Origin of the sequence: Pseudomonas sp. E45-MNA-CIBAN-0222 (genome assembly GCF_040310405.1) — a bacterium.
Taxonomy (GTDB): Bacteria; Pseudomonadota; Gammaproteobacteria; order Pseudomonadales; family Pseudomonadaceae; genus Stutzerimonas; species Stutzerimonas stutzeri_AC.
Window position 1 is genome coordinate 1 of sequence record NZ_JBEOPU010000018.1, and the last position, 20,323, is coordinate 20,323.

A 20,323-nucleotide genomic window follows, 5' to 3' on the forward strand; every position below is an offset into this window, starting at 1 on the left:
GCGGGATGGAGCAGTCTGGTAGCTCGTCGGGCTCATAACCCGAAGGTCGTCGGTTCAAATCCGGCTCCCGCAACCAATTTTTGAAAGCCACTCAGATGAGTGGCTTTTTTTTTGCCGCCTGAAAAAGCGCATCCCCTTGGCTAGCTCCTCTCCGCGCGACCCGGGCTAACCTTTTGAATAAATTAACCTTTTTTATTCATTTCGATTGACATCGAGTGTTCCGACTGTAGAATGCGCCCCACAGACGCGGGATGGAGCAGTCTGGTAGCTCGTCGGGCTCATAACCCGAAGGTCGTCGGTTCAAATCCGGCTCCCGCAACCAAATACGAAAAGGCCACTCAACCGAGTGGCCTTTTTCGTTTGAGCGTCTTCTTTGCCGCCCCAGCAGGTGCGCGCCCTTCGACTAACGGTCGAATCCCCCAAGCATTCATAGAATTAACTCTTTCCAAGAGTAGTTGCCTAATGCCCTCGGAATAATAAGCCTCCCGTTTATGCAATCGATACTAAAGACCCAGTAAGGCGACGAGTTCTTATTCACCTTGGAGCTAATTTTAACGCTCACTATAACGGCCCATGATAGTCATCATGGGTCAGCCTCTAAATCAAAAATCAATATAATTCAATATGTTAACGCGCCCGACTGACAAGGCATGGCTGAATTCAACATTTTTTTGGCTCGCTAGCTTGACTTGGTTCACGTTATGACGGATATCTATTCACAACAGGGAGCAATACGTTGCAAAGCAGTTTAAGACCAACTGGACAGGTCAAGTTTTGTGACGCGAGAGTTAAACCCCCTGCCTGATTAGCAGCGCTTCCGTAGAGTAGCGATGTAGGCTTGTTCGTCATCGGTATCGTATAAAGCCTCTGGATAGTTTCCGGGGTGCGGTAGCTTTGCCTGAACATTCCACGATCTCGCGATACTCGAATAGACGAGAAGTTCTACTGCTGAAAGGCAAGCATTACGCAGCAAGTAACCTGCAGCGGCTTAGCATGCCGGTGGCGGTAGCTTTACCAAAATAAAAAGCAGAAAACGCAATCACAGGGAGAACTATCGTGTCCATGTTTCATAGCTTGGAAGCTCAGGATAAAGCGCTGATTGCCTGGGAGATAAATCGAAAAGGGTTCGCTTGCCTGCCCGGTTATCTGAACAGCAATCAATTAATTGAGTTGCGTGAGCAGGTGTTTGACCAGGCGCAACGGCATCGCGGGGAGTATTTCGCGATTCACGACGGAGAACAAATATCCGGCTCACTCATACTGAGTGCCGCGCCGGAGTTCAGGGCTTTGCTGGCCGACATCTATCGGATCGGTGCAGGTATGGCCGCTCACAGCAACCGCATTTATCTGGTTATGCGCTGCGTGCAAGGTCAAGCGGGACGAAAGGAGTCGAACTGTTTTCACTTTGACGCCTCGCTGGTTACCGCGTTGCTTCCGGTTGAGATACCGCGTGAAGGCGAGGAACGCGGTGATCTTCTGCTGTTTCCCAACCTTCGCAAAGTCCGCAAATACGTGCTGTTCAACGTGCTGGAGAAGGTATTGCTGCAGAACAGCCTAAGCCGGAAGCTGGTTACTCGAGCGATCGCAATCGGTCTTCTCAAGCCGCAGCGCCTGCAACTGGTGCCAGGCAATCTCTACCTGTTCTGGGGCTATCGATCGCTGCATGCCAACGAGCCTTGCGATCCGGCGAAGCTACGCGCAACCGCGATATTCCACTTCGGTGATCCGCATGCCGGGAGCCTGCTTACTCGAATGATCCTAAGGCATAACCAGCGCAGAGCACGGCGCGCCAGTGTGATTGGTGCCCACCAGCCGGTTTGAGTGAGCGTGCTGCTCTCATGAGCGCGCGTGCTGAATAACAGCCGGATGGCTGAAAGCCTCGATAAGGAAATCACCATGATAAATGTCACCAAGTCTTACCTGGGCAGCAAAAACAAATTCAAAGCTTATATCGACCGAATCTACAACACTGGCTGGCTCACCAATAACGGGCCACTTGTAACCGCCCTCGAGCAACGACTGAAAGATTATCTGGGAGTGAGGAACATCATTCTCACCAACAACGGAACCATTGCACTACAGATTGCCTATCGGGCACTTGGAATCAATGGCAGTGCAATTACCACTCCGTTCAGTTTCGTGGCCACCACCAGCTCGCTACAGTGGGAAGGCATTAAACCGATCTTCGCCGACATTGATCCGGCCACATGGAATCTTGACCCGAACCAGATCGAGCGCCATATACAACAGGACACATCCGCCATAGTTGCCACCCATGTATTCGGCAATCCCTGTGATGTGGAGCGTATCGAGCAGATTGCGCGTATACACAACCTGAAGGTTGTTTATGACGGCGCACATGCGTTCGGCGTTCGCCATAAAGGACAGTCCGTTTACAAATGGGGAGACATCAGCACCCTCAGCTTTCACGCCACCAAACTGTTTCACACCATAGAGGGCGGAGCCATCGTCACTAACGACGACGAATTGGCCGACCGGGTACGGCTGCTATGTAATTTCGGCATCGTCGACACCGATCAGATCGAAGGCATTGGCATCAATGCCAAGCTCAATGAGTTTTCCGCAGCCATGGGCATGTGCGTGCTCGATGACATCGAACTCATTCTCGAGTGCCGCGCCGAGATCGGTCGACGCTATGAAAAACGCCTTGGCGACCATTTCGACCTGCAGTTGCTACAACCCGAATCTCAATGCAACTACAGCTATTTCCCTATCGCACTCGATGACGAAAACCAACTTCTGCGCTGCCGCTCGCAGCTGAATGAAAACGGTATCAATCCGCGGCGTTACTTTTACCCCTCGCTGGACACGCTTGAGCACTTGCAACCACAGACGCCGCAGCCCCGCTCCCGCGCACTGAGCCGCCGGGTGATGTGCCTGCCGATTTATCCAGGTTTGCCGCGCAAGGTGCAGGAGATGGTCGTGCAGACACTGATTCAGGAGTCGGTTCACAGCTCGCAGTCGAGCCGTACGCTGTTTCAGCCGTTCGTCGAAGCGTTCGGGATGCTCGGCGTCGCCGAGCCCATATCCGCTACGGAGTGCAAACACATTTCCTGATTTATCGAGGCTACTCACAGCTTATGTCAGATCCCAAGCGGCTATCGGTGATCCGAAACACCGGCCTGAATTACCTTGGCCAGGCCTACGCCCTGCTGATCGGCATTCTGATTCTGCCTTTCTATCTGGGGCATCTGGGAGCAGAGGCGTATGGCCTGATCGGCTTCTTCGCCGTGCTTCAAGCCTGGCTGCAGCTACTTGATGCCGGGATGTCGCCGGCACTGGTGCGCCAGGTGGCGCACTATAGGGGCCAAGCCGAACTGATGGCCGGACCGGGGCCCGCCGGGCGTCTACTGCGCTCCTTCGAACTTCTGTTGCTGCCGATCGTACTGACCACGTGCGCGGCTATTTTTCTCGCCAGCGGCTGGATCGCACAGACGTGGCTACAGGCTCGTGAGCTCAGCACCGGAACCATCATGCAGTGCATCAGCCTGATGGGCCTGATGGTCGGCCTGCGTCTATATGCAACGCTGTACAAGAGCGGCCTGCAGGGCGTGGAGCTGCATGGCTGGCTGAATGCCGCGAACATGCTGATCGCCACCCTGCGTTATTTCGGCGGGCTGTTTCTGGTCGCCTACATCTCGCAAGACCCGCTGGACTTCTTTCTCTTTCAGAGCGCAGTTGCCCTGGTAGAGACGCTCGCTTTCGCCAGCAAAGCCTACGTCCAGTTGTCCAGCCCTAGGCTGTTTACCGGAATCGACTGGAGAGTCGTCCGACCGATCCTGCCGTTTGCTGGCGGTATGTGTTTCACCTCGCTGCTATGGATCGTACTGACGCAGCTGGACAAGGTGCTGCTTTCCAAGGTGCTGCTGCTCAGGGAGTACGGATACTTTTCACTGGTGGCGCTGATTACCACCGGAATAATGACCCTGACCAATCCATTAGTGCAGACGTTGCTGCCGCGCATGACTGTACTGGTGGCCGAAGGACGGATCGCTGACATGGAACGGCTGTATCTCAACGCCAGCCGCTTCGTCTGCAGTGTTTTATTTCCGATGGCGGCAGTAATTGCCTGGCACGGACAGCCATTGATATTTGCCTGGACCGGCGACGCGGCCGCTGCCGAATGGAGCGAGCGCATGCTGTTCTGGTATGTGCCGGGCAGCGCCCTGATGGCAGTCAGCGCATTCCAGTTCTACCTGCAATACGCCTATGGGCAGCTGCGGCTACACATCTGGTACAGCGTGATCTCCACCGTCATCAGTGTGCCGATCGTGATCTACGCAGCCCTTGCCCACGGTGCCTACGGGGCTGCGTTGGCGTGGTTCTTTCTGCGCCTGGCGACCTTCGCGGTCTGGCCTCCAGTGGTGCACCGACGCTTCGCGCCCGGCCTGCAAAGCATCTGGATACGCGACATGTTGCGGATCACCGCAGCGACCGTACTCGGTCTGGCAATCAGCGAGCCTCTGTTTGCGCTGATCGCCAGCGATAACCGCTTCGACATCATCGTGGCGCTGGCCGTGAGCGGGTTGATCTGTCTGTTGCTGGTCGCTGCCAGTTCGAAGCCGCTTTTACTCACGCTTTACCTCCTTATCACCAAGCGAGCATCCAAAAATGGAATTGAAGAGCGAGCAAGCCTTGATTGAAAGCTGGGGCGGCAAGACCGAACCGCTGCTGAGCATCGTCTGCCTGGCCTACAACCATGCATCGTTTATCAGGAAGGCGCTGGAGAGCTTTCTCCAGCAGGAAACGGATTTCCCTTTCGAGGTGATCGTTCACGACGATGCCTCGACCGATACCACCGCCGCGATCATCGCCGACTACGCGGCACGCTACCCAAGCATCATCAAGCCGATCTACCAGACGCAGAACCAGTTCAGCCTTGGCGAGCCGTTCAGCATGCGGCTATTCGCCCGTGCGGGGGGTAAGTACATCGCCTACTGCGAAGGCGACGACTACTGGACCGACCCGACCAAACTGCAGCAGCAGGTGGACTTTCTCGAGCAGCATCGTGACTACGTGATCACCTTTCACGATGCATTCATGTTCAACAGCCAGGGCATCATCCAGAGCCCGCAGCTCACCGGAAAGCTGCGCAAGGACGCCACCGCGCTGGAACTGATGCAGGGCCGTCCGCTGTCGACGCTGACGGTGTGCTTTCGCAACCTTATCCAGGAACTGCCGCCGGAATTGCTCGGCGTGAAAGTGCTGGATATCTGCTGGTGGTCGCTGCTCGGCGCCTACGGCAAGGGCAAGTTCATGGAAGAGATTAGCCCCGCCGCCTACCGCGTGCACGAGGGCGGCATCTTCTCCATGCAGCCGAGCCGGCAACGCATCCAGATGGCCATGCACGCCCACTACTCGCTGGCGCGCTACTACAACTGCATCGGCAACAACGCGCTCTACGAGTACTTCCTGATCCAGGTGTTCGGCGAGTGCCTCTCGCTGATCTCGCCGTTCAGCAAGATCCAGGCGCTCTCGACGATCGCCCAGAACATCAGCCTCAACCTGCTGCGCCGGTTGAGCCCACGGCTGGCCAGGAGCTGACCAGCCCGCCCCGCTTCTTTGCAAACTCGCACCATGAGGAAGGACCCCAATGACTGCCTTGACCCGCTCTTCGCTGGAATATGACGCGGACAACCGCATCGATCTCGCCGGAATAATGCGCACTGCCTTCGACCACAAGGCGCTGATCATCGCCATTACCGGGCTATTCGCCGCGCTGGGTGTCGCCTACGCACTGATCGCTACCCCGATCTATCAGGCAACCGCGATGATCCAGATCGAACCGAAAAAAGCCGCGATCACCGGCGTGCCGGAAATATCGGCCCGGCCAGATTCGGTGTCCCAGGCGGTCACCGAAATCTCACTGCTCAAATCCCGCGCGGTGCTGGGAAAGGCAGTAGAAGAGCTCAAGCTCTATATCGTGGCGAAGCCGCGGCATTTCCCGCTCATTGGTAGCTACCTGGCTCGCAGACATGACCCCGCGACCGATGGTGCCCTGGCTGCTCCGCTGTTCGGCTTGGTTGGGTACGCCTGGGGCGGGGAGAAGCTCGACGTATTCCAGCTCGATGTTCCGGAGGCCTATCTGGGCATGGAGCTCACACTGGTGGCCGGCAATGCAGACAACTACAGCCTGTATGACGACGAGCAGCAGCTGCTCCTGCGTGGCCAAGTGAACCAGGCTGTTGAGAGCCAAGGCTTCAAGGTGCAGGTCGCCAACCTGCAGGCGCGCCCCGGCACCGAATTCCTGCTGGTCAGGAATCGTCCGCAGACCACCGCGCTGGATTACCAGAACCGCCTGAAAGTCGGCGAAGCCGGCAAGGACTCGGGGATCATCTACATGTCCCTGGAAGATCCCGACCCACAACTGGCCAACCGGGTGCTTGATGAAATCAGCCGCCTGTACGTCAGTCAAAACATCCAGCGCAGTTCGGCTGAAGCGGCCCAGCGCCTTGAGTTCCTGCGCTCGCAGCTGCCACAGGTGCGTAAGGAACTGGAAAAAGCCGAGGCGGCGCTGAACGCCTACCAGACCAGCTCCAAGTCCGTAGACATCAGCATCGAGACCAAAGGCGTGCTGGATCAGATCGTCGCCCTGGAAACACAGGTTTCCGAACTGTCTCTCAAGCGCGTGGAGTACGACCGCCTCTATACCCGCGAACACCCGACCTACCGGACACTGATGACCCAGATGAACGAGCTGCAGGCGCAGAAAGCTCAGCTGCTGAAGAAGGTCGACGCTCTCCCCATGACGCAGCAGGAGTTGCTGCGCCTTCAACGTGACATGGAAGTCACGACCCAAACCTACACGCTGCTGATGAACCAGGCCCAGGAGCAGGACATCCTGCGCGCCGGCACGATCGGCAACGTGCGCGTCATCGACAACGCCTACTCGATGATCGAGAAGCCCTCCAAACCGGTCAAACCACTGGTGGTGGCCATCGCGATCTTCGTCGGCCTGCTCGCCTCGGCGGCAGTGATTCTGCTGCGCCAGGCGTTCTACCGCGGTGTGGAAAGCCCGGATGTGATCGAGAAGCTAGGCGTGCCGGTCTATGCCGGCCTGCCCTACAGTGCTTCGCAGGATCAGCTGAACCGCAGCCGCAAGAGCCGCGACGGCAAAACCCGGCTGCTCAGCCTCACCGAGCCGACCGACCTGGCCGTCGAATCGCTGCGCAGCCTGCGTACCAGCCTCAAGTTCGCCATGCTCGAGGCGCGCAACAAGGTGCTGATGATCACCAGCCCAACCCCTGCGGTGGGCAAGTCGTTCGTGTCCAGCAACCTCGCCGCCGTCATCGCCCAGACCGGACAGCGCGTGTTGCTTATCGATGCCGATATGCGTCGCGGCTACCTGCATACCCTGTTCGGCATGGCACCACGCCACGGACTCTCGGATGCGCTGGCCAGTGGCCTGAGCCTGGCGGAAGTCAGCAACCGTACCGAGCAGAAGAATCTGCATTTCATATCCGCTGGTTTTTCCGCACCAAACCCGTCCGAGCTGCTAATGCACGACAACTTTTCCCGCCTGCTCAGGGAGGCAGAGAAGCTGTACGACTTCATCATCATCGATACGCCGCCCGTGCTGGCCGTCACCGATGCGGTGCTCGTTGCGCAGCAGGCCGGTACCAACCTGCTGGTAGCTCGCTTCGGTCTCAGCACGAGCTCGCAGATCGATGCATCCAAACGCCGGCTCGCGCAGAACGGCGTGATCCTCAAGGGCGTGATTCTCAACGCCGTGAAGCGCAAGGCATCGACGTCACCTTATGACAGCGGTGCCTACGGCTATTACACCTACACCCAGCAAGCCTGAACGTCAGACAAGGAGGTGCACTGTGCTCAGAACCGTCTCGATGATGCAGCCTTACCTATTCCCATACCTGGGCTACTTTCAACTCATCGCGCTCAGCGACGTATTCGTCCTGGGCGACGACCTGCAGTTCGTCAAAGGCTCATGGATGAATCGCAACCGGATATTGGTCAACGGCCAGCCCAAGTTGATTACGTTCCCACTGAAGAAAGGTCACCAAACCGAGCACATCAATCAGCGCTGGCTCTGCGACGACTTCGACAAGGAGGCCGAAGCGCTGATGACGACGCTCGAGCGTTGCTATGCCAAGGCTCCGCAACGCGACACAGTGCTGCCGCTGATTCGCGGGATCCTCCAGTGCCCGGAACGCAACCTGGCGCTGTTTACCGAGAACGCCCTGCGCTGCCTCTGCGCCTACATGAATATCCGTACGCCAATCTATCGCGGCTCCAGCCTTGGCTTGCCGGCCAAAATGGAGATGCAGGACAGGGTCATCCAGATCACACACCGCATGGACGGCGAGCTCTACCTGAACCCCATTGGCGGCATGGATCTTTATTGCCCGGCCCGCTTCCGCGCTGACGGGCTGCTGCTGCGTTTCCTGCGAATGGACGACATCGCTTATCCGCAGCTCAAGCATCCATTCGTACCGTCGTTGTCGATCATCGACGTGCTGATGTTCAACAGTCGCGAGGCGCTCAAGGACCTGCTGCAGTGCTTCAGCGTGGTCGAGGGTCACGAAAAAAGAGCAACCCTGGCACCGGCGTGACGACATTCAGCCTGTCATCGGATTGAGGCAGGCCAATTCAGGGAAGGAACTCGTTATGACAACCAACACTACAGCCCGCTGGTATCTGATCCAGACCAAGCCACGCCAGGAAGCACGCGCTGAGGAACACCTGCTGCGCCAGCACTTCGAGTGCTACCGGCCGATCAAAGCGCCGCCGCCATTGCGCGGCTCATCAAGCTTCAGGACCGGCGAAGCACTGTTTCCGGGCTATCTGTTCATCCGCCTGGATTGCATCAATGACAACTGGTACCCGATTCGCTCCACCCGCGGCGTCAGTCGTGTGGTGAGCTTCGGCGGCCAGCCCACACCGGTACGCGACGAGCTGATCGAGCAGTTGCGACAGCGCCTCGCCCAGGAGCAGAACACGCCGGCCAGGCCGTTCACACCCGGAGATCGGGTACAGCTAAGTGGCGGCAGCTTCAGTGAGATCGAAGCGATTTTCGTCAGCAGCGACGGCGAGGAGCGTTCCGTCATCCTGCTCAACCTGCTGCAGCGTGAACAGAAAGTCCGGGTGCCCACCCGCTATCTCCAGTGCTATTCCTGACCAGGCGAGGCGCTTCGGCGCCTCCGAGCAGCCTGACAGGATCAATCAGCGAGCCAACCGATGAAGATCCTATTCCTCAATGCGTTCTACGCCCCGCATGTCGGCGGCGGCGCGGAAGTCATCCTCCGCCACCTGGCCGAGGGACTACAGCGTCGTGGTTGCGAGGTAGCGGTACTGGCGACCGGTCCGGATGCCGGACTGAACATGCAGCTTCAGGCAGGCGTGCGGATCTATCGCGCCGGCCTGGCCAACATCTACTGGCATTACACCCAGCAGCGCCCGAGCCGTGTTGCCCGATTAGGCTGGCACTACCGCGACCGCTACAACAGCGACATGCGCCGCTACGTACGCGACGTGATCGAGCAGGAGCGACCCGACATCGTCGTCAGCAACAACCTCACCGGCTGGTCGATTTCCGCCTGGGACGAAATCACCGCTGCGGGGCTGCCCATCGTTCAGGTGCTGCACGACCTGTACCTGCTCTGCCCAAAGGACACGATGTTCAATCGCGGCAAGTGCTGCCAGCGCCAGTGCGGCCTGTGCTCGGTATTCCGCCTCGGCCACGCCGGTGCGTCGGCGCAAGTTGCCACCGTGGTCGGTGTCAGCCGCTTCGTGCTCGAACGAATCGCCACGCAAGGCTACTTCAGCCACGCCCGCCGCCATGTGGTGCATAACTGCACGCCGGCCAATCCTGGCCAGGACAGCAATCCAAAGCAACGCAGCAACCATCCGCTGCGGTTCGGGTACATCGGCACACTCTCGGAGAACAAGGGCGTCGGCTGGCTGATCGAGCAGTTCCAGCGACTGGAAATCGATGCCCGGCTGGATATTGCCGGGCGCGGCAAGCTGGAATACGAGGCCAAGCTCAAGGCCATGGCCGATCCAACCAAGGTCAGCTTTCTCGGCTACTGCGACAGCGACGCCTTCATGCAGAGCATCGATGTGCTGGTGGTGCCGTCGCTGTGGGCCGAGCCGTTCGGCCTAGTAGCCGTCGAAGGCTGCGCCAACCACCTGCCGGTGATCGCCAGCAACATGGGCGGGCTGCCAGAGATCATCCGCGACGAATGCAATGGCCTGCTCTGCTCACCCGATGACCCCGACTCACTCGGCATCGCCATGCTCTGGCTCTACATCGACGGCGCACTGCGGCAGCGGCTCGCCAGCCAGGCGCGGGCCAGCGTACTGCCGCTGCTGGATATGGAACGCATGCTGGATCAGTACCAGACCATCCTGCGTGAAACACTTCAGGGAACGAGAATCCACCATGAACCAGAGCCTGCTGATTACCCCGCGGCGACGCGACTCGAATCCGTTGGCCTTCGACAAGCCGACATTGTTGACGCTGGTCGTCGCCTCGCTGCTGCTGACTGAAACCTTTTCCGGGGCGCTGCGCTATTACTTCGACATGGCCGGAATATCCTGGCTGCTGTACCTGCCCAAGGTTGCCTGTCTGATCGCGCTGGGCCTGGAGCTTTTGCGCTATCGCGGCTGGCCGGCGTTCTGGCTGGTGCTGCTGGGAATTATCACGTCCGCCCAGTTGGCACTGATGCACGGCGCGGAGCTGGCCAACATCGGTTTCAGCCTGTTCATCTACATACCATTGCTGTTCGGCCTTATTTGCGGCCGGCATCTGGAGTTACGGCTGGCGCTCCTGCGGCGGATCATCGGCTTCTGTCTGATCGCCAGCTTTGTCGGCATTGCCCTGGACATGCTCACCAACGTGCCCTGGAAAGGCTACAGCTACATGGTCGGCGAGGTGGAACTGAGCGCCAACCGCTCCTGGGCATTCGACGACATCGACCGCATCGGCGGCTTCGCCCGCATGTCTACCGCGCTGTCGGTGATGATCGCGATCTACAGCCTGTTCATCGCCGCATTCACGCGCTCGCGGCTACTACGCGTACTGCTCTACATCGCCGCCCTGATCGGCATCGTGCTGACCACCAATAAATCCACTGCCGCAGCGTACGTACTGACGCTGTTGATGCTGATATTGACCGCCTACCGCTTTGCCAGTGCGACGGCCTTTCTCGTTGCAGTGCTGGTTGGCCTCGCCCTGCCTATGGCCAGCCTGGTGCTAAGCCTGGACCCAAATGCAGCCAACAACGGCACCCTACTGGCCTCCTTTGCCGATCGGTTGATCAACAGCTGGCCGAACTTCATCGAAGTCATCACCCGCGAGGGCTGGGCCTTGTGGGGCGCGGGGTTCGGTGCCGTGGGCAGTGCCGGCCAAGTCTATCCATTGCCGGGGCTCGAACTGCTTAGCATCGCCGACAGCACCGCGCTTTACCTGTGGGGAATGCTCGGCGTATTCGGCGTGCTGCTCTACCTGCTGACCTTTCCACTCATGCTGCGTCTGCATGAACGTGGCCCGCGGCTGCGCAGTGCCCTGCTGCCGATCGTGTTCTGCATCTGTCTGGTCGCCTGGGCCACGGATGTACTGGAGGTGTCCATCGCCACGCTTTTCCTGGGCCTGGCCATCTCCCACGTGCTGACCCCGGCTCGCGCCCCGAGCAACAACCTGGCGGCACAACGGCTGCCCGAGTTGCAGCACCTGACCTGAGACCTACCTTCACGGATGATCCACATGACGAAGCGCTCTACCCCGCTCAACGCCCTGCTGCTGGGCGGCCTGCTAGGCCTTGCCCCATTTGCGCCGGCCCAGACCATCGAGGAGCCTTTCGTGGTCGGCGTCTGTGCCCATGAGCTGCACAAGGGCGACCCCAGCGGCCGTGCCTACGCGATGATGCGCGACGCTGGCATCACCTCCGTGCGCACTGATGCTCACTGGGCCTATGTGGAGCGCAGGCCTGGGCAGCTGAAGATCGAACCGCACTGGCACCGTTATCTGAAGGCAACCGCCGCTCAAGGGCTGAGCACCCAGTTCATCCTCGGCTATGGCAACTCGCACTACGGCGGTGGAGAAAAGCCCCGCACCGAGCCGGTCAGAGCAGCTTTCAACCACTATGTCGAGTTCATCACTGAAGAGCTGAAGGGCCAGGTGGCCTATTACGAGATCTGGAACGAATGGGACGTCGAAGATCCGCGCGACCCCGAGTTCACCCAGGATTACGCACGGCTAATCGCCGATGCCTCGGGCATCATCCGCCAGCGCGCGCCCAATGCGAAGGTGCTCGCTGGTGCCGTGACCACCCAGGGCATCGAATCCGGCTTCGCCCTGCGTCTGCTGGAGAACGGGCTGATGCAATCGGTGGACGGCCTGTCACTGCACCCTTACGTGCACTGCCGAGGCTGGCGACGTAACACACCTGAAGCCTGGATCGAATGGATGACCGAGGTCGACAAGGACCTGACCCGCGCTGCCGGACGCCCAGTGCCGCTCTATTTGACTGAGATGGCCTGGCCGTCGCATCAGGGCGCGTGCGGCATCGACGAGACCCTGCAGGCCGCCTATCTCGCCCGCAGCTTCTTCCTCGCCAAAACGCTCCCCAGTATCAAGGGCATGTGGTGGTACGACTTCAGAAACGACGGCACCGACAAGACCGAGCGAGAGCACAACTTCGGCCTGGTTCGGCAGGACTTCACACTGAAGCCGGCATACCTGGTACTCAGCGCCATCAGCGAGATCGTCAGCCAGTACGCCTTCGTTGGACGTGAAGAGAACGCGAGGGGCGACGTGGTGATGCTGCGCTTTGCCCGCGGCGACGAAGAACTGATCGTGGCGTGGAGCGCTGGTAAACCGCGCTCGGTCGAGCTGCAAGCCAGCACGCAGGATGCTGGGCGGGTCGCTCTGATCGATACCGCACAGCCACAGCACGGACGAGTAACCACCAGCACCGAGTGGCAATGTCCAGGCAAAGATCGTGGCTGCAGCGCCACGGTTGAGCTGACGGGATTCCCGAAGATCGTCAGCCTGCGGGCTGTGCCGCACGAAGGTTGAGTGAAATCACTGAACTGCTTGCACCTCCGTCCGCCGCATTCCAGGCGCGTATGACAACCCAGTCATCACGGCGCTGACCACTCTGCTTTGACTCTGCGTCGCTGCTCACCCGCGGCGCAATGACCTCTCGTCATCCTCGCTTCTGATAACGACGCACCTTCCCGCAAGGAGAGCCGCTCATGATTGTGATCAACGCTCGTTTCCTGACTCAGGAAACCCGCGGCGTACAACGTTTTGCCGAACAGGTCTGTCTGGAGCTTGCTGCCATGCGCAAAGACCTGACATTCGTCGCCCCTCACGACATCCATTCGCGCGCCAGCGCCGAACGTCTGGAGGTGCGCCGCATCGGCCGTAATCGTGGGCACCTCTGGGAGCAACTTGATCTGCCGCTGTGGCTGGCGCGTAACGGGCATCCGCCACTGCTGTCGTTGTGTAACACCGCGCCGTTGATCTACCGCAACCAGATTGCCACGCATCATGACATTACCTACGTCCGCCACCCGGAGAGCTATTCGCGTACTTTCCGCAGCCTCTACAAAGGCCTTACGCCGTTGCTGCTCAAGCGGATCAAGGCGCTGATCACCGTCAGCGATTTCTCGCGCAAGGAAATTGCCCGCTATTACGGCTACCCGAGCGAGAAAATCTGCGTGGTGCCGAATGCGGTGGCAGCGAAGTTCCACCCGCCGGTCAACACGGCGGGCCAGCACAACGGCAGGCCCTATCTGCTAGCCGTGTCTTCACCGAATGCGCACAAGAACTTCACACGAATGGTCGCAGCATTCCTCAGCCTCGAAGGCTTCGATGACGTGGAGCTGCACATCGTCGGCGATTCGCACTCGGTGTTTTCTGGCAGCGATTGCAGCGTTAGCGGCGAGCCGCGGGTGCGAGTACTCGGCCGACTCAACGATGAGCAGCTGGTACGCGAATACCAGGGCGCGACAGCGTTCGTCTTCCCTTCGCTGTACGAAGGTTTCGGCATCCCACCACTGGAGGCGCAGGCCTGCGGCTGCCCGGTGATCGCAGCACGGGCCGCCTCGATCCCCGAGGTGCTCGGCGACAGCGTGCTCTATTTCGAGCCGCTGAATATCGAGGACATCGCCCGTTGCATGCGCCATGTGCTGCAGGACCGCCGGCTGCGCGACGACTTGCGCACCCTGGGCCTGGCAAATGCCGAGCGCTATTCCTGGAAGCGCTCGGCACAGACGGTATCGCAGCTGATCGATCAGGCTCTGATGGGCAAGGCCAACCCGCCAACGTTCATCGCCTGGTCACCGGATCGCCCTTAACGGCGAGCCAAGCGCTTATCGACCTTCAACCTCTCACCAAGCGAGGCGGGACCATGGAACGGTTGACGCATATAGACGCGCTGCGCGGCAGCGCAGCCATACTTCTGATTTTCCAGACGCTGCTGGTGCCACTGCTGGCCGGCTCCTGGGTGCTGCGACACGTGGTGGACCCTGGGCTTGTGGCGCAGCTGTGGTTTCTGCTGGCTTGCGGCTTCGTCGTTCCGGCCAGCCTGCATGTCAGTGTCGACGCCGAGCGGGGCTTCATCATTCGCCGTCTGTTGCGCCTGCTGCCCGTCTATCTGCTGGCCGTTCTGCTAACGGCCATCGTGCTGCCGACCAGCCCGGCCTGGTTGCCGGGCGTGGCCCCGGCAACCGCGGGCGTCGCATTCGAAACAATCGGTGCTTACGGGGCATTACCGCCAGTCCTGCTGTTTTACGCACTCTGCCTGATGCTGCGGCTGCTTGGACTGTTGCACAGCGTGAGCTTGCGGGCAGGCTGCGCACTCGTTCTGCTGGCCGCCGCGTTGCTGCTCGCGCTGGTACAGCAGCTGATTGGCACAGCGCTACCGGTGACGTTGCCGCTGGTGCTGTCACTGATGTTCTTTGCATCGCTCTGGTACGAGGCTCAGCTCGAAAGCAGCAGCTATGCCCGCAGGCGCGCCCGCGAATATGCGCGCTATACGCTGCGGCTTTACCTGCTGGTAATGCCGGTCATCTTCCTTGCCGGTTGGTCAGCGGGCGCCACGGTCGGGCCTCGGGATCTGCTCAGCTATGCGCTGGCCACCGTGACCTTGCTGCTGTTCACCAGTCGCCTGCCATTACGAACTCCGCTGCTCGTCTGGCTCGGCAGCCTCAGCTACTCGCTCTATCTGTTGCTGCCGGCAATGCACCGGCTGAGCGAACTGCTAACCCACTCGCTCGGCCTGACCGGGTCTACCGCCAGTCTCGCCGGCACAGTACTTGGCCTGGTACTGGCGCTGGGCAGCGCCCTGCTCTGCCGCCACCTGCTCGAACAGCCGCTCGCTCACGCCGGCAAACGCCTCACCGGTCAGCACGAGCTGCTGCCGTTGGTACGCCTGCATAGCCGTTAAAACGCAGCGCTTCATTCTGTATGGCGGCAACGCCATTCACTTTTATTTTTCGATCAAGGATGTCATCCATGAAAGTTGCCATCGTTCACGATTGGCTGGTGACGTATGCCGGCGCCGAACGGGTGCTCGCCAGTCTCTGCGCCGTCTGGCCGGAAGCCGACCTGTTCGCAGTCATCGATTTTCTTTCCGACGCAGACCGCGCTCATCTTGGCGGCAAGCGCGCCAAGACCACCTTCATTCAGCAGCTGCCGAAGGCGCGCACTCATTATCAGAAGTACCTGCCACTGATGCCTCTGGCCATCGAGCAGCTGGACATGTCCTCCTATGACCTGATCATTTCCAGCAGCCATGCGGTGGCCAAGGGCGTGCTGACTGGCCCGAACCAGCTGCATATCAGCTACGTGCACTCGCCGATTCGCTATGCCTGGGATCTGCAACATCAGTACCTGCACGAAGCCAGCCTGGAGCGCGGAATCAAGGCCAAGCTCGCGCGCATGCTGTTGCACTACATGCGCATGTGGGATCAGCGTACCGCCAGCGGTGTCGACGAATTCATCGCCAACTCGCAGTTCATTGGCCGCCGCATCAACAAGAGCTACCGGCGCCAGTCGACTGTGATCTATCCACCGGTCGACACCCGCCACTTCACCCTGCACGAGGCCAAGGAAAGCTTCTATCTGACGGCCTCGCGCATGGTGCCGTACAAAAAGATTCCGCTGATCATCGAGGCCTTCTCGGCGATGCCCGACAAACGCCTGATCGTGATTGGCACCGGGCCGGAAATGGACAAGGCTCGCGAAGCAGCCGGCCCCAACGTCAGCCTGCTTGGGTACCAGAGCTTCGAGATGCTGCTGCGGCACATGCAGCGCGCCAAAGCATTCGTTTTCGCAGCCGAAGAAGACTTTGGTATCGCACCGATCGAAGCACAGGCCTGTGGCACACCGGTCATCGCCTATGGTCGCGGCGGCGTGCTGGAAACCGTGCGCGGCCTCGATCACCCCGAGCCCACTGGCGTGTTCTACCCGGAACAGACCACCCAATCGATCGTCGCCGCCATTGCCGAATTCGAAGCCCAGCGCTCGCGCATCAGCGCCGCCAACTGCCGCAGCAATGCCGAGCGCTTTTCCGGCGAACGTTTCGAGCAGGAGATCCGCGCCTTCGTCGAAGCGCGGCTACGCGAGGCCAGGGCTTACGAACACCCTGCCCTCATCTCCTCGCCGCCACCGAGCGCGCCGATCTATCCGGCGGCGGTGGTACCCATCAAGCACCCGTAAAAGCGCCCATACATTCACTTACGAGGTTTCAAGGATGAACACAGTAAAGAAGTGGATGAGAGCGACCCGCGCTCTCGGGTTCGCTCTCGTTGTAATGACGGAGCCTGCGAGCGCTACGGCGGTAGCGGAGTCTCTGATCGCTACACCCGCCTTCTCGGCCAGCCATACCACCACCTGCGATGCTGCGGGAAGCACCAGCGTCATCGCATTTAGCCAGACATCGGCCAGCTCCCCGCAGTGTTGTGCCTCGGCCCAGGCCGAGCAGCATGACGGCGCGGCATCAGGCCAGCAGAAACATCGGTTTGCCGAGCCGGCCTCCACTTCATTCTGGTACCCGCCAGTGGACAGCAGGCGCTATTCATTCTGATCAGGGCATCGCAGCGCCCGGCTACTCAGGAGCCACAGCATGAGCACAGAAGATATATCCAGAACATCGCTGATTCTGGCCGATGGCTACTCCTACACCGAACTCATTCCCGCTCCTAGCGCACCTGGCAGCCCCTCGGGTAATGGATTCATTCGCATCTTCCACGCCTTCTTCAGCCCGAACGATGAAGACCTGGCGTCCGAAACGCAGTCCCTTTGCCCGCCGCTCACCACTCAAGAACAGAGCTGAGGAGATCCCCCGTGCAGAACTCAGCATGCGCAAAAACGTGCAGCCAATCCGCGCAAGCGGTCGACATCGGCACAGACGAACCGACCATGAAGCCACAGACCACGATCGTCACCGTCACCTATGGTGACCGCATGGCCTACCTGAGGCGTTTGATCGAGCAGGCTTTCGCCTTCGAGCAGATCACTCGCGTGGTGGTGGTGAGCAACGCCTCCAGCGCACCGCTTGAACAGCTGTCCAGCCGCTGGCCAGGACAAGTCGAAGTTATCCAACTCGAGCAAAACACCGGTTCCGCTAACGGCTATGCCGTGGGACTGGAGGCGGCGCTGGCCGAAGGTGCGCAGTACATCTGGATGATGGACGACGACAACGCGCCCACTGCATCAGCCGTTCGCTTGCTTCACCAGGAGCTGGCGCTGCTGGGTGAGGACGTAGGGCTTAATCGAGCTGCCGTTCTGGGTTTTCGGCCCAGTCAGCAGGAAGACATCGCTCGCGGTGTGCCACAGCGTTTTGCCATTCAGCCGCGCTCCAGCTATTTCGGCTTCCACATAGCACAGCTGCCTTACAAGATCTGGCGCCGTCTGCCATGGGGTAAACCGCAAGGAACGCCACCACGGGCCATGGATCTGCCGTTCGCACCGTACGGCGGCATGCTCGCGCATCGCAGCTTGTATCAGGCGATCGGAGTGCCTTTGCGCGAGCTGGTGCTGTATGCCGACGACACCGAGTACACCCGGCGTATCACAGCAAAAGGAGGCCGCCTGCGGTTGGTCACCGACGCACTGATCGACGAGCTGGAGCTGTCGTGGAACATCAAGGCCCACACTCGCAACATCTACGAGGCCTTCCTGCTAGGCGACTCCGATTTCCGCGCCTACTACACCGCCCGCAACCAAGCCTGGTTCGACACCTATGTCTGGGCAGCGTCGCCCTGGTTGTACCGCCTGAACCGTTTGATCTTTCTCGGCCTACTGCACCATGTCGCGCGCCGCCAGCAGGCGCCGGAACGGCTGCGGCTGATCAAACAGGCCATCCGCGACGGCGAGAGCCGCACGCTTGGGATGAGCCGGACATTCCCGCTGCGTTGACCACACCCACAAGGAGGTTCCAATGTCCGCGCCCACCCTGGCGAACCGAGACAACAATTTCGATTTCCTGCGCTTTTTCGCCGCCGCGATGGTGGTGTTCGGTCACGCCTACGGACTCTCAGGCCAGGCGCATCAGGAACCGCTGCGCCTGTTCAGCGGCAGCTATGACTCGGCGGACATCGCCGTACACGTGTTCTTCGTGATGAGCGGTTTTCTCATTGCAGCATCCTGGCTGAACAGTCACAGCGTGCTGGAGTTCGCCGCCAAACGAGCGTTGCGCATTTTTCCTGCGCTGATCGTGTCGGTGCTGTTCGCCGTACTGCTGGTCGGCCCACTGGCAACCGAATGGTCGCTGGGTGATTACATAGCGGCACCGGGTACCTGGAACTACCTGGGCAACATGCTGCTGATTACCGAGTTCCGACTGCCAGGAGTGTTCGAGTCCAACCCGTTTGCAAATACGGTCAACGGCTCTCTCTGGACACTGCCCTACGAAGTACTGATGTACGCCACGGTAATGACGCTGGGGCTACTCAAGGTCTTCGGGCGCAGTGCCGCACTGGTTGGTCTGGCACTGATGATGGCCGTGCATTTCCACCTCATACCGGCCTACGAGATGCAAGCCGATCTGCTGCGCAAAGTCACTCGGCTGGGAATGTTCTTCTACGCGGGGGTAGCGTTCTATCTGTACCGCGAACGCATCGTATGGAACTGGAAGCTCGTCGCGCTGCTGGTGTCCGTGAACGTGCTCAGTGCACGCAGCGAATACTGGCAGCTGGTGCACGTGCTGACCCTGCCTTACCTCACGCTATACCTCGCCCAGCTGCGCATACCGCGGCTGGCCGGGTTCGGCAAGGCGGGCGATTTCTCCTACGGCCTGTATATCTTCAGCTTTCCGATCCAGCAGCTGATCATGCACTGGACCGACGGCCAGCTACCGCTGATACCGTTCATGCTCCTGGCCTTCGCCGCCAGCTTTATCGCTGCCGCGTTGTCCTGGCATCTGATCGAATCACCGGCGCTGGCGCTCAAACGCTATCTGCCTCGCCGGCGACGCCTCGCTGCGAATGCAGTTGCGGCGGCAAACCGCTGAGAGGAAGTATGCGGCCGCATGGATCAGCTAGAAATCCTCTACCGGACTGGCGAGCGCGTCCTGGAGCTTTCTTGCCTCCAGCTTGGGAAAGGAGAAGCGGATCGCAAGTATCGAGTCTGCACCATCATCCATTATCACTAGTTCAGCAGCACGGGTGTTGTCCTTGGCGGCGGCTACTGCTGTCGTGACATTGGGGTGCTTTTTCGCCCGATCCAGGCCTTCAATGAAGGTGTAGGTGAGGTTGCCCGCGTTAGCGGCCACACTTTCGTAACTCGACAACTTGGCCGCAAAATCCTGCCGGTTGTTCTGACGATCCAGATCAAGAAGATCTAGCTGCGAGTTGGCGTCGGCCAGCGAAACGAGGGCGAAGGACTTAGCCAGCGCAGCGACCGCCTGCACGTAGGCCTGCTGCTCGAAACTCGACAGCAGGCTGACCATATAAAGCTTCTCGCCGGAAAACAGTAAGGCTGCGGTAAAAGAGTGACCTACGAACTTGACGTCATCCACGCACAGTGCGGTGGCGCCAATTTCTGCAGAACAATCGTAATAGCCTGCCTGATTGCTGTAAGTGCTGAACGGCGCTCCATATATATGCTCCTTGAATAGCGCATCCTCGGCGATTGCGGCCGTACACAAGCCTATGGCGGCCACAATCGCCAGACAGTTCGATAGCAACGTTTTCATGAAGTCCCTTTGCTCGGTCTAATGAGACGCCAATGATAGCGTTTTGACATCCATTCAACACGGCCCGAATTAGACCTCCTCATAGGGCCAAAGGGATGTGGAGGTTAGTCCAGCCAGATCGCCATGGCATCTCGCTC

General features: G+C 59.6%; 17 protein-coding genes and 1 tRNA gene. 17 read left to right on the top strand and 1 reads right to left on the bottom strand.

All coding sequences use genetic code 11. The features are described 5' to 3' along the window. Nucleotides 1-245: 245 nt before the first annotated feature. The 17 genes from AAEZ08_RS20460 to AAEZ08_RS20540 all read left to right on the top strand — a co-directional run bounded on the left by AAEZ08_RS20460 (nucleotide 246) and on the right by AAEZ08_RS20540 (nucleotide 19,502). Nucleotides 246-322: transfer RNA gene (locus tag AAEZ08_RS20460), tRNA-Met, on the top strand. A gap of 740 nt (nucleotides 323-1,062) precedes the next feature. Beyond that, nucleotides 1,063-1,821 (top strand): hypothetical protein, encoded by a 759-nt coding sequence (locus AAEZ08_RS20465; RefSeq protein WP_500125051.1) that lies wholly within the window; start codon nucleotides 1,063-1,065, stop codon nucleotides 1,819-1,821. Nucleotides 1,822-1,896: 75 nt separating this feature from the next. Next, entirely contained in the window at nucleotides 1,897-3,078 is a 1,182-nt protein-coding gene (locus AAEZ08_RS20470) for a DegT/DnrJ/EryC1/StrS family aminotransferase (RefSeq protein WP_500125052.1), read from the top strand. Between the two features lie 23 nt (nucleotides 3,079-3,101). Further along, complete coding sequence (locus AAEZ08_RS20475) at nucleotides 3,102-4,664, top strand: lipopolysaccharide biosynthesis protein (RefSeq protein WP_500125036.1); 1,563 nt, start codon at nucleotides 3,102-3,104, stop codon at nucleotides 4,662-4,664. After that, the gene (locus AAEZ08_RS20480) at nucleotides 4,633-5,565 is read left to right on the top strand and encodes a glycosyltransferase family 2 protein (RefSeq protein WP_181067289.1); all 933 of its coding nucleotides are present in this window, start codon (nucleotides 4,633-4,635) and stop codon (nucleotides 5,563-5,565) included. Before AAEZ08_RS20475 ends, AAEZ08_RS20480 begins: the two co-directional genes overlap by 32 nt. A 49-nt stretch (nucleotides 5,566-5,614) precedes the next feature. Further along, nucleotides 5,615-7,825, top strand: a complete 2,211-nt coding sequence (locus tag AAEZ08_RS20485; RefSeq protein ID WP_500125037.1) for a polysaccharide biosynthesis tyrosine autokinase — start codon at nucleotides 5,615-5,617, stop codon at nucleotides 7,823-7,825. A gap of 22 nt (nucleotides 7,826-7,847) precedes the next feature. Then, a complete protein-coding gene (locus AAEZ08_RS20490; protein ID WP_181067291.1) occupies nucleotides 7,848-8,591 on the top strand; it encodes a WbqC family protein in 744 nt (247 codons plus the stop codon). 55 nt (nucleotides 8,592-8,646) lie between these two features. After that, complete coding sequence (gene rfaH, locus AAEZ08_RS20495; RefSeq protein ID WP_500125038.1) at nucleotides 8,647-9,156, top strand: transcription/translation regulatory transformer protein RfaH; 510 nt, start codon at nucleotides 8,647-8,649, stop codon at nucleotides 9,154-9,156. Between the two features lie 60 nt (nucleotides 9,157-9,216). Beyond that, nucleotides 9,217-10,527 (top strand): glycosyltransferase family 4 protein, encoded by a 1,311-nt coding sequence (locus AAEZ08_RS20500; RefSeq protein ID WP_102819821.1) that lies wholly within the window; start codon nucleotides 9,217-9,219, stop codon nucleotides 10,525-10,527. Next, nucleotides 10,421-11,719 carry a hypothetical protein gene (locus tag AAEZ08_RS20505; RefSeq protein WP_500125039.1) on the top strand — a complete coding sequence of 433 codons (1,299 nt, stop codon included), beginning with the start codon at nucleotides 10,421-10,423 and terminating at the stop codon, nucleotides 11,717-11,719. The genes AAEZ08_RS20500 and AAEZ08_RS20505 overlap by 107 nt, the downstream gene beginning before the upstream one ends. A gap of 24 nt (nucleotides 11,720-11,743) precedes the next feature. After that, entirely contained in the window at nucleotides 11,744-13,057 is a 1,314-nt protein-coding gene (locus AAEZ08_RS20510; RefSeq protein ID WP_500125040.1) for a hypothetical protein, read from the top strand. Between the two features lie 179 nt (nucleotides 13,058-13,236). Next, complete coding sequence (locus AAEZ08_RS20515) at nucleotides 13,237-14,343, top strand: glycosyltransferase family 4 protein (protein ID WP_058064442.1); 1,107 nt, start codon at nucleotides 13,237-13,239, stop codon at nucleotides 14,341-14,343. A gap of 53 nt (nucleotides 14,344-14,396) precedes the next feature. Further along, nucleotides 14,397-15,434, top strand: coding sequence for an acyltransferase (locus AAEZ08_RS20520; RefSeq protein ID WP_181067294.1), 1,038 nt, complete (start codon nucleotides 14,397-14,399; stop codon nucleotides 15,432-15,434). Between the two features lie 68 nt (nucleotides 15,435-15,502). Next, nucleotides 15,503-16,708 carry a glycosyltransferase family 4 protein gene (locus tag AAEZ08_RS20525; protein ID WP_003285538.1) on the top strand — a complete coding sequence of 402 codons (1,206 nt, stop codon included), beginning with the start codon at nucleotides 15,503-15,505 and terminating at the stop codon, nucleotides 16,706-16,708. A gap of 406 nt (nucleotides 16,709-17,114) precedes the next feature. Further along, on the top strand, nucleotides 17,115-17,324 hold the full coding sequence (locus AAEZ08_RS20530) for a hypothetical protein (protein ID WP_102819828.1): 210 nt from the start codon (nucleotides 17,115-17,117) through the stop codon (nucleotides 17,322-17,324). 86 nt (nucleotides 17,325-17,410) lie between these two features. Further along, nucleotides 17,411-18,409 (top strand): glycosyltransferase, encoded by a 999-nt coding sequence (locus AAEZ08_RS20535; protein ID WP_500125041.1) that lies wholly within the window; start codon nucleotides 17,411-17,413, stop codon nucleotides 18,407-18,409. A 22-nt stretch (nucleotides 18,410-18,431) separates the two neighbouring features. Then, nucleotides 18,432-19,502, top strand: coding sequence for an acyltransferase family protein (locus AAEZ08_RS20540; RefSeq protein ID WP_500125042.1), 1,071 nt, complete (start codon nucleotides 18,432-18,434; stop codon nucleotides 19,500-19,502). A gap of 27 nt (nucleotides 19,503-19,529) precedes the next feature. On the opposite strand, the gene AAEZ08_RS20545 is transcribed toward AAEZ08_RS20540, so the two are convergent. Beyond that, nucleotides 19,530-20,186, bottom strand: a complete 657-nt coding sequence (locus AAEZ08_RS20545; protein WP_003285544.1) for a hypothetical protein — start codon at nucleotides 20,184-20,186, stop codon at nucleotides 19,530-19,532. Between the last annotated feature and the right edge of the window lie 137 nt (nucleotides 20,187-20,323).

Excerpts from the sequence above, each read along its gene's own strand:
- AAEZ08_RS20465 (WP_500125051.1), top strand. The coding sequence starts at position 1,063 with ATGTTTCATAGCTTGGAAGCTCAGGATAAAGCGCTGATTGCCTGGGAG.
- AAEZ08_RS20500 (WP_102819821.1), top strand. The coding sequence starts at position 9,217 with ATGAAGATCCTATTCCTCAATGCGTTCTACGCCCCGCATGTCGGCGGC.
- AAEZ08_RS20480 (WP_181067289.1), top strand. The coding sequence starts at position 4,633 with ATGGAATTGAAGAGCGAGCAAGCCTTGATTGAAAGCTGGGGCGGCAAG.
- AAEZ08_RS20510 (WP_500125040.1), top strand. The coding sequence starts at position 11,744 with ATGACGAAGCGCTCTACCCCGCTCAACGCCCTGCTGCTGGGCGGCCTG.
- AAEZ08_RS20545 (WP_003285544.1), bottom strand. The coding sequence starts at position 20,186 with ATGAAAACGTTGCTATCGAACTGTCTGGCGATTGTGGCCGCCATAGGC.
- AAEZ08_RS20525 (WP_003285538.1), top strand. The coding sequence starts at position 15,503 with ATGAAAGTTGCCATCGTTCACGATTGGCTGGTGACGTATGCCGGCGCC.
- AAEZ08_RS20470 (WP_500125052.1), top strand. The coding sequence starts at position 1,897 with ATGATAAATGTCACCAAGTCTTACCTGGGCAGCAAAAACAAATTCAAA.
- AAEZ08_RS20540 (WP_500125042.1), top strand. The coding sequence starts at position 18,432 with ATGTCCGCGCCCACCCTGGCGAACCGAGACAACAATTTCGATTTCCTG.
- AAEZ08_RS20505 (WP_500125039.1), top strand. The coding sequence starts at position 10,421 with ATGAACCAGAGCCTGCTGATTACCCCGCGGCGACGCGACTCGAATCCG.
- AAEZ08_RS20515 (WP_058064442.1), top strand. The coding sequence starts at position 13,237 with ATGATTGTGATCAACGCTCGTTTCCTGACTCAGGAAACCCGCGGCGTA.
- AAEZ08_RS20485 (WP_500125037.1), top strand. The coding sequence starts at position 5,615 with ATGACTGCCTTGACCCGCTCTTCGCTGGAATATGACGCGGACAACCGC.
- rfaH (WP_500125038.1), top strand. The coding sequence starts at position 8,647 with ATGACAACCAACACTACAGCCCGCTGGTATCTGATCCAGACCAAGCCA.
- AAEZ08_RS20535 (WP_500125041.1), top strand. The coding sequence starts at position 17,411 with ATGAAGCCACAGACCACGATCGTCACCGTCACCTATGGTGACCGCATG.
- AAEZ08_RS20530 (WP_102819828.1), top strand. The coding sequence starts at position 17,115 with ATGAGCACAGAAGATATATCCAGAACATCGCTGATTCTGGCCGATGGC.
- AAEZ08_RS20520 (WP_181067294.1), top strand. The coding sequence starts at position 14,397 with ATGGAACGGTTGACGCATATAGACGCGCTGCGCGGCAGCGCAGCCATA.
- AAEZ08_RS20475 (WP_500125036.1), top strand. The coding sequence starts at position 3,102 with ATGTCAGATCCCAAGCGGCTATCGGTGATCCGAAACACCGGCCTGAAT.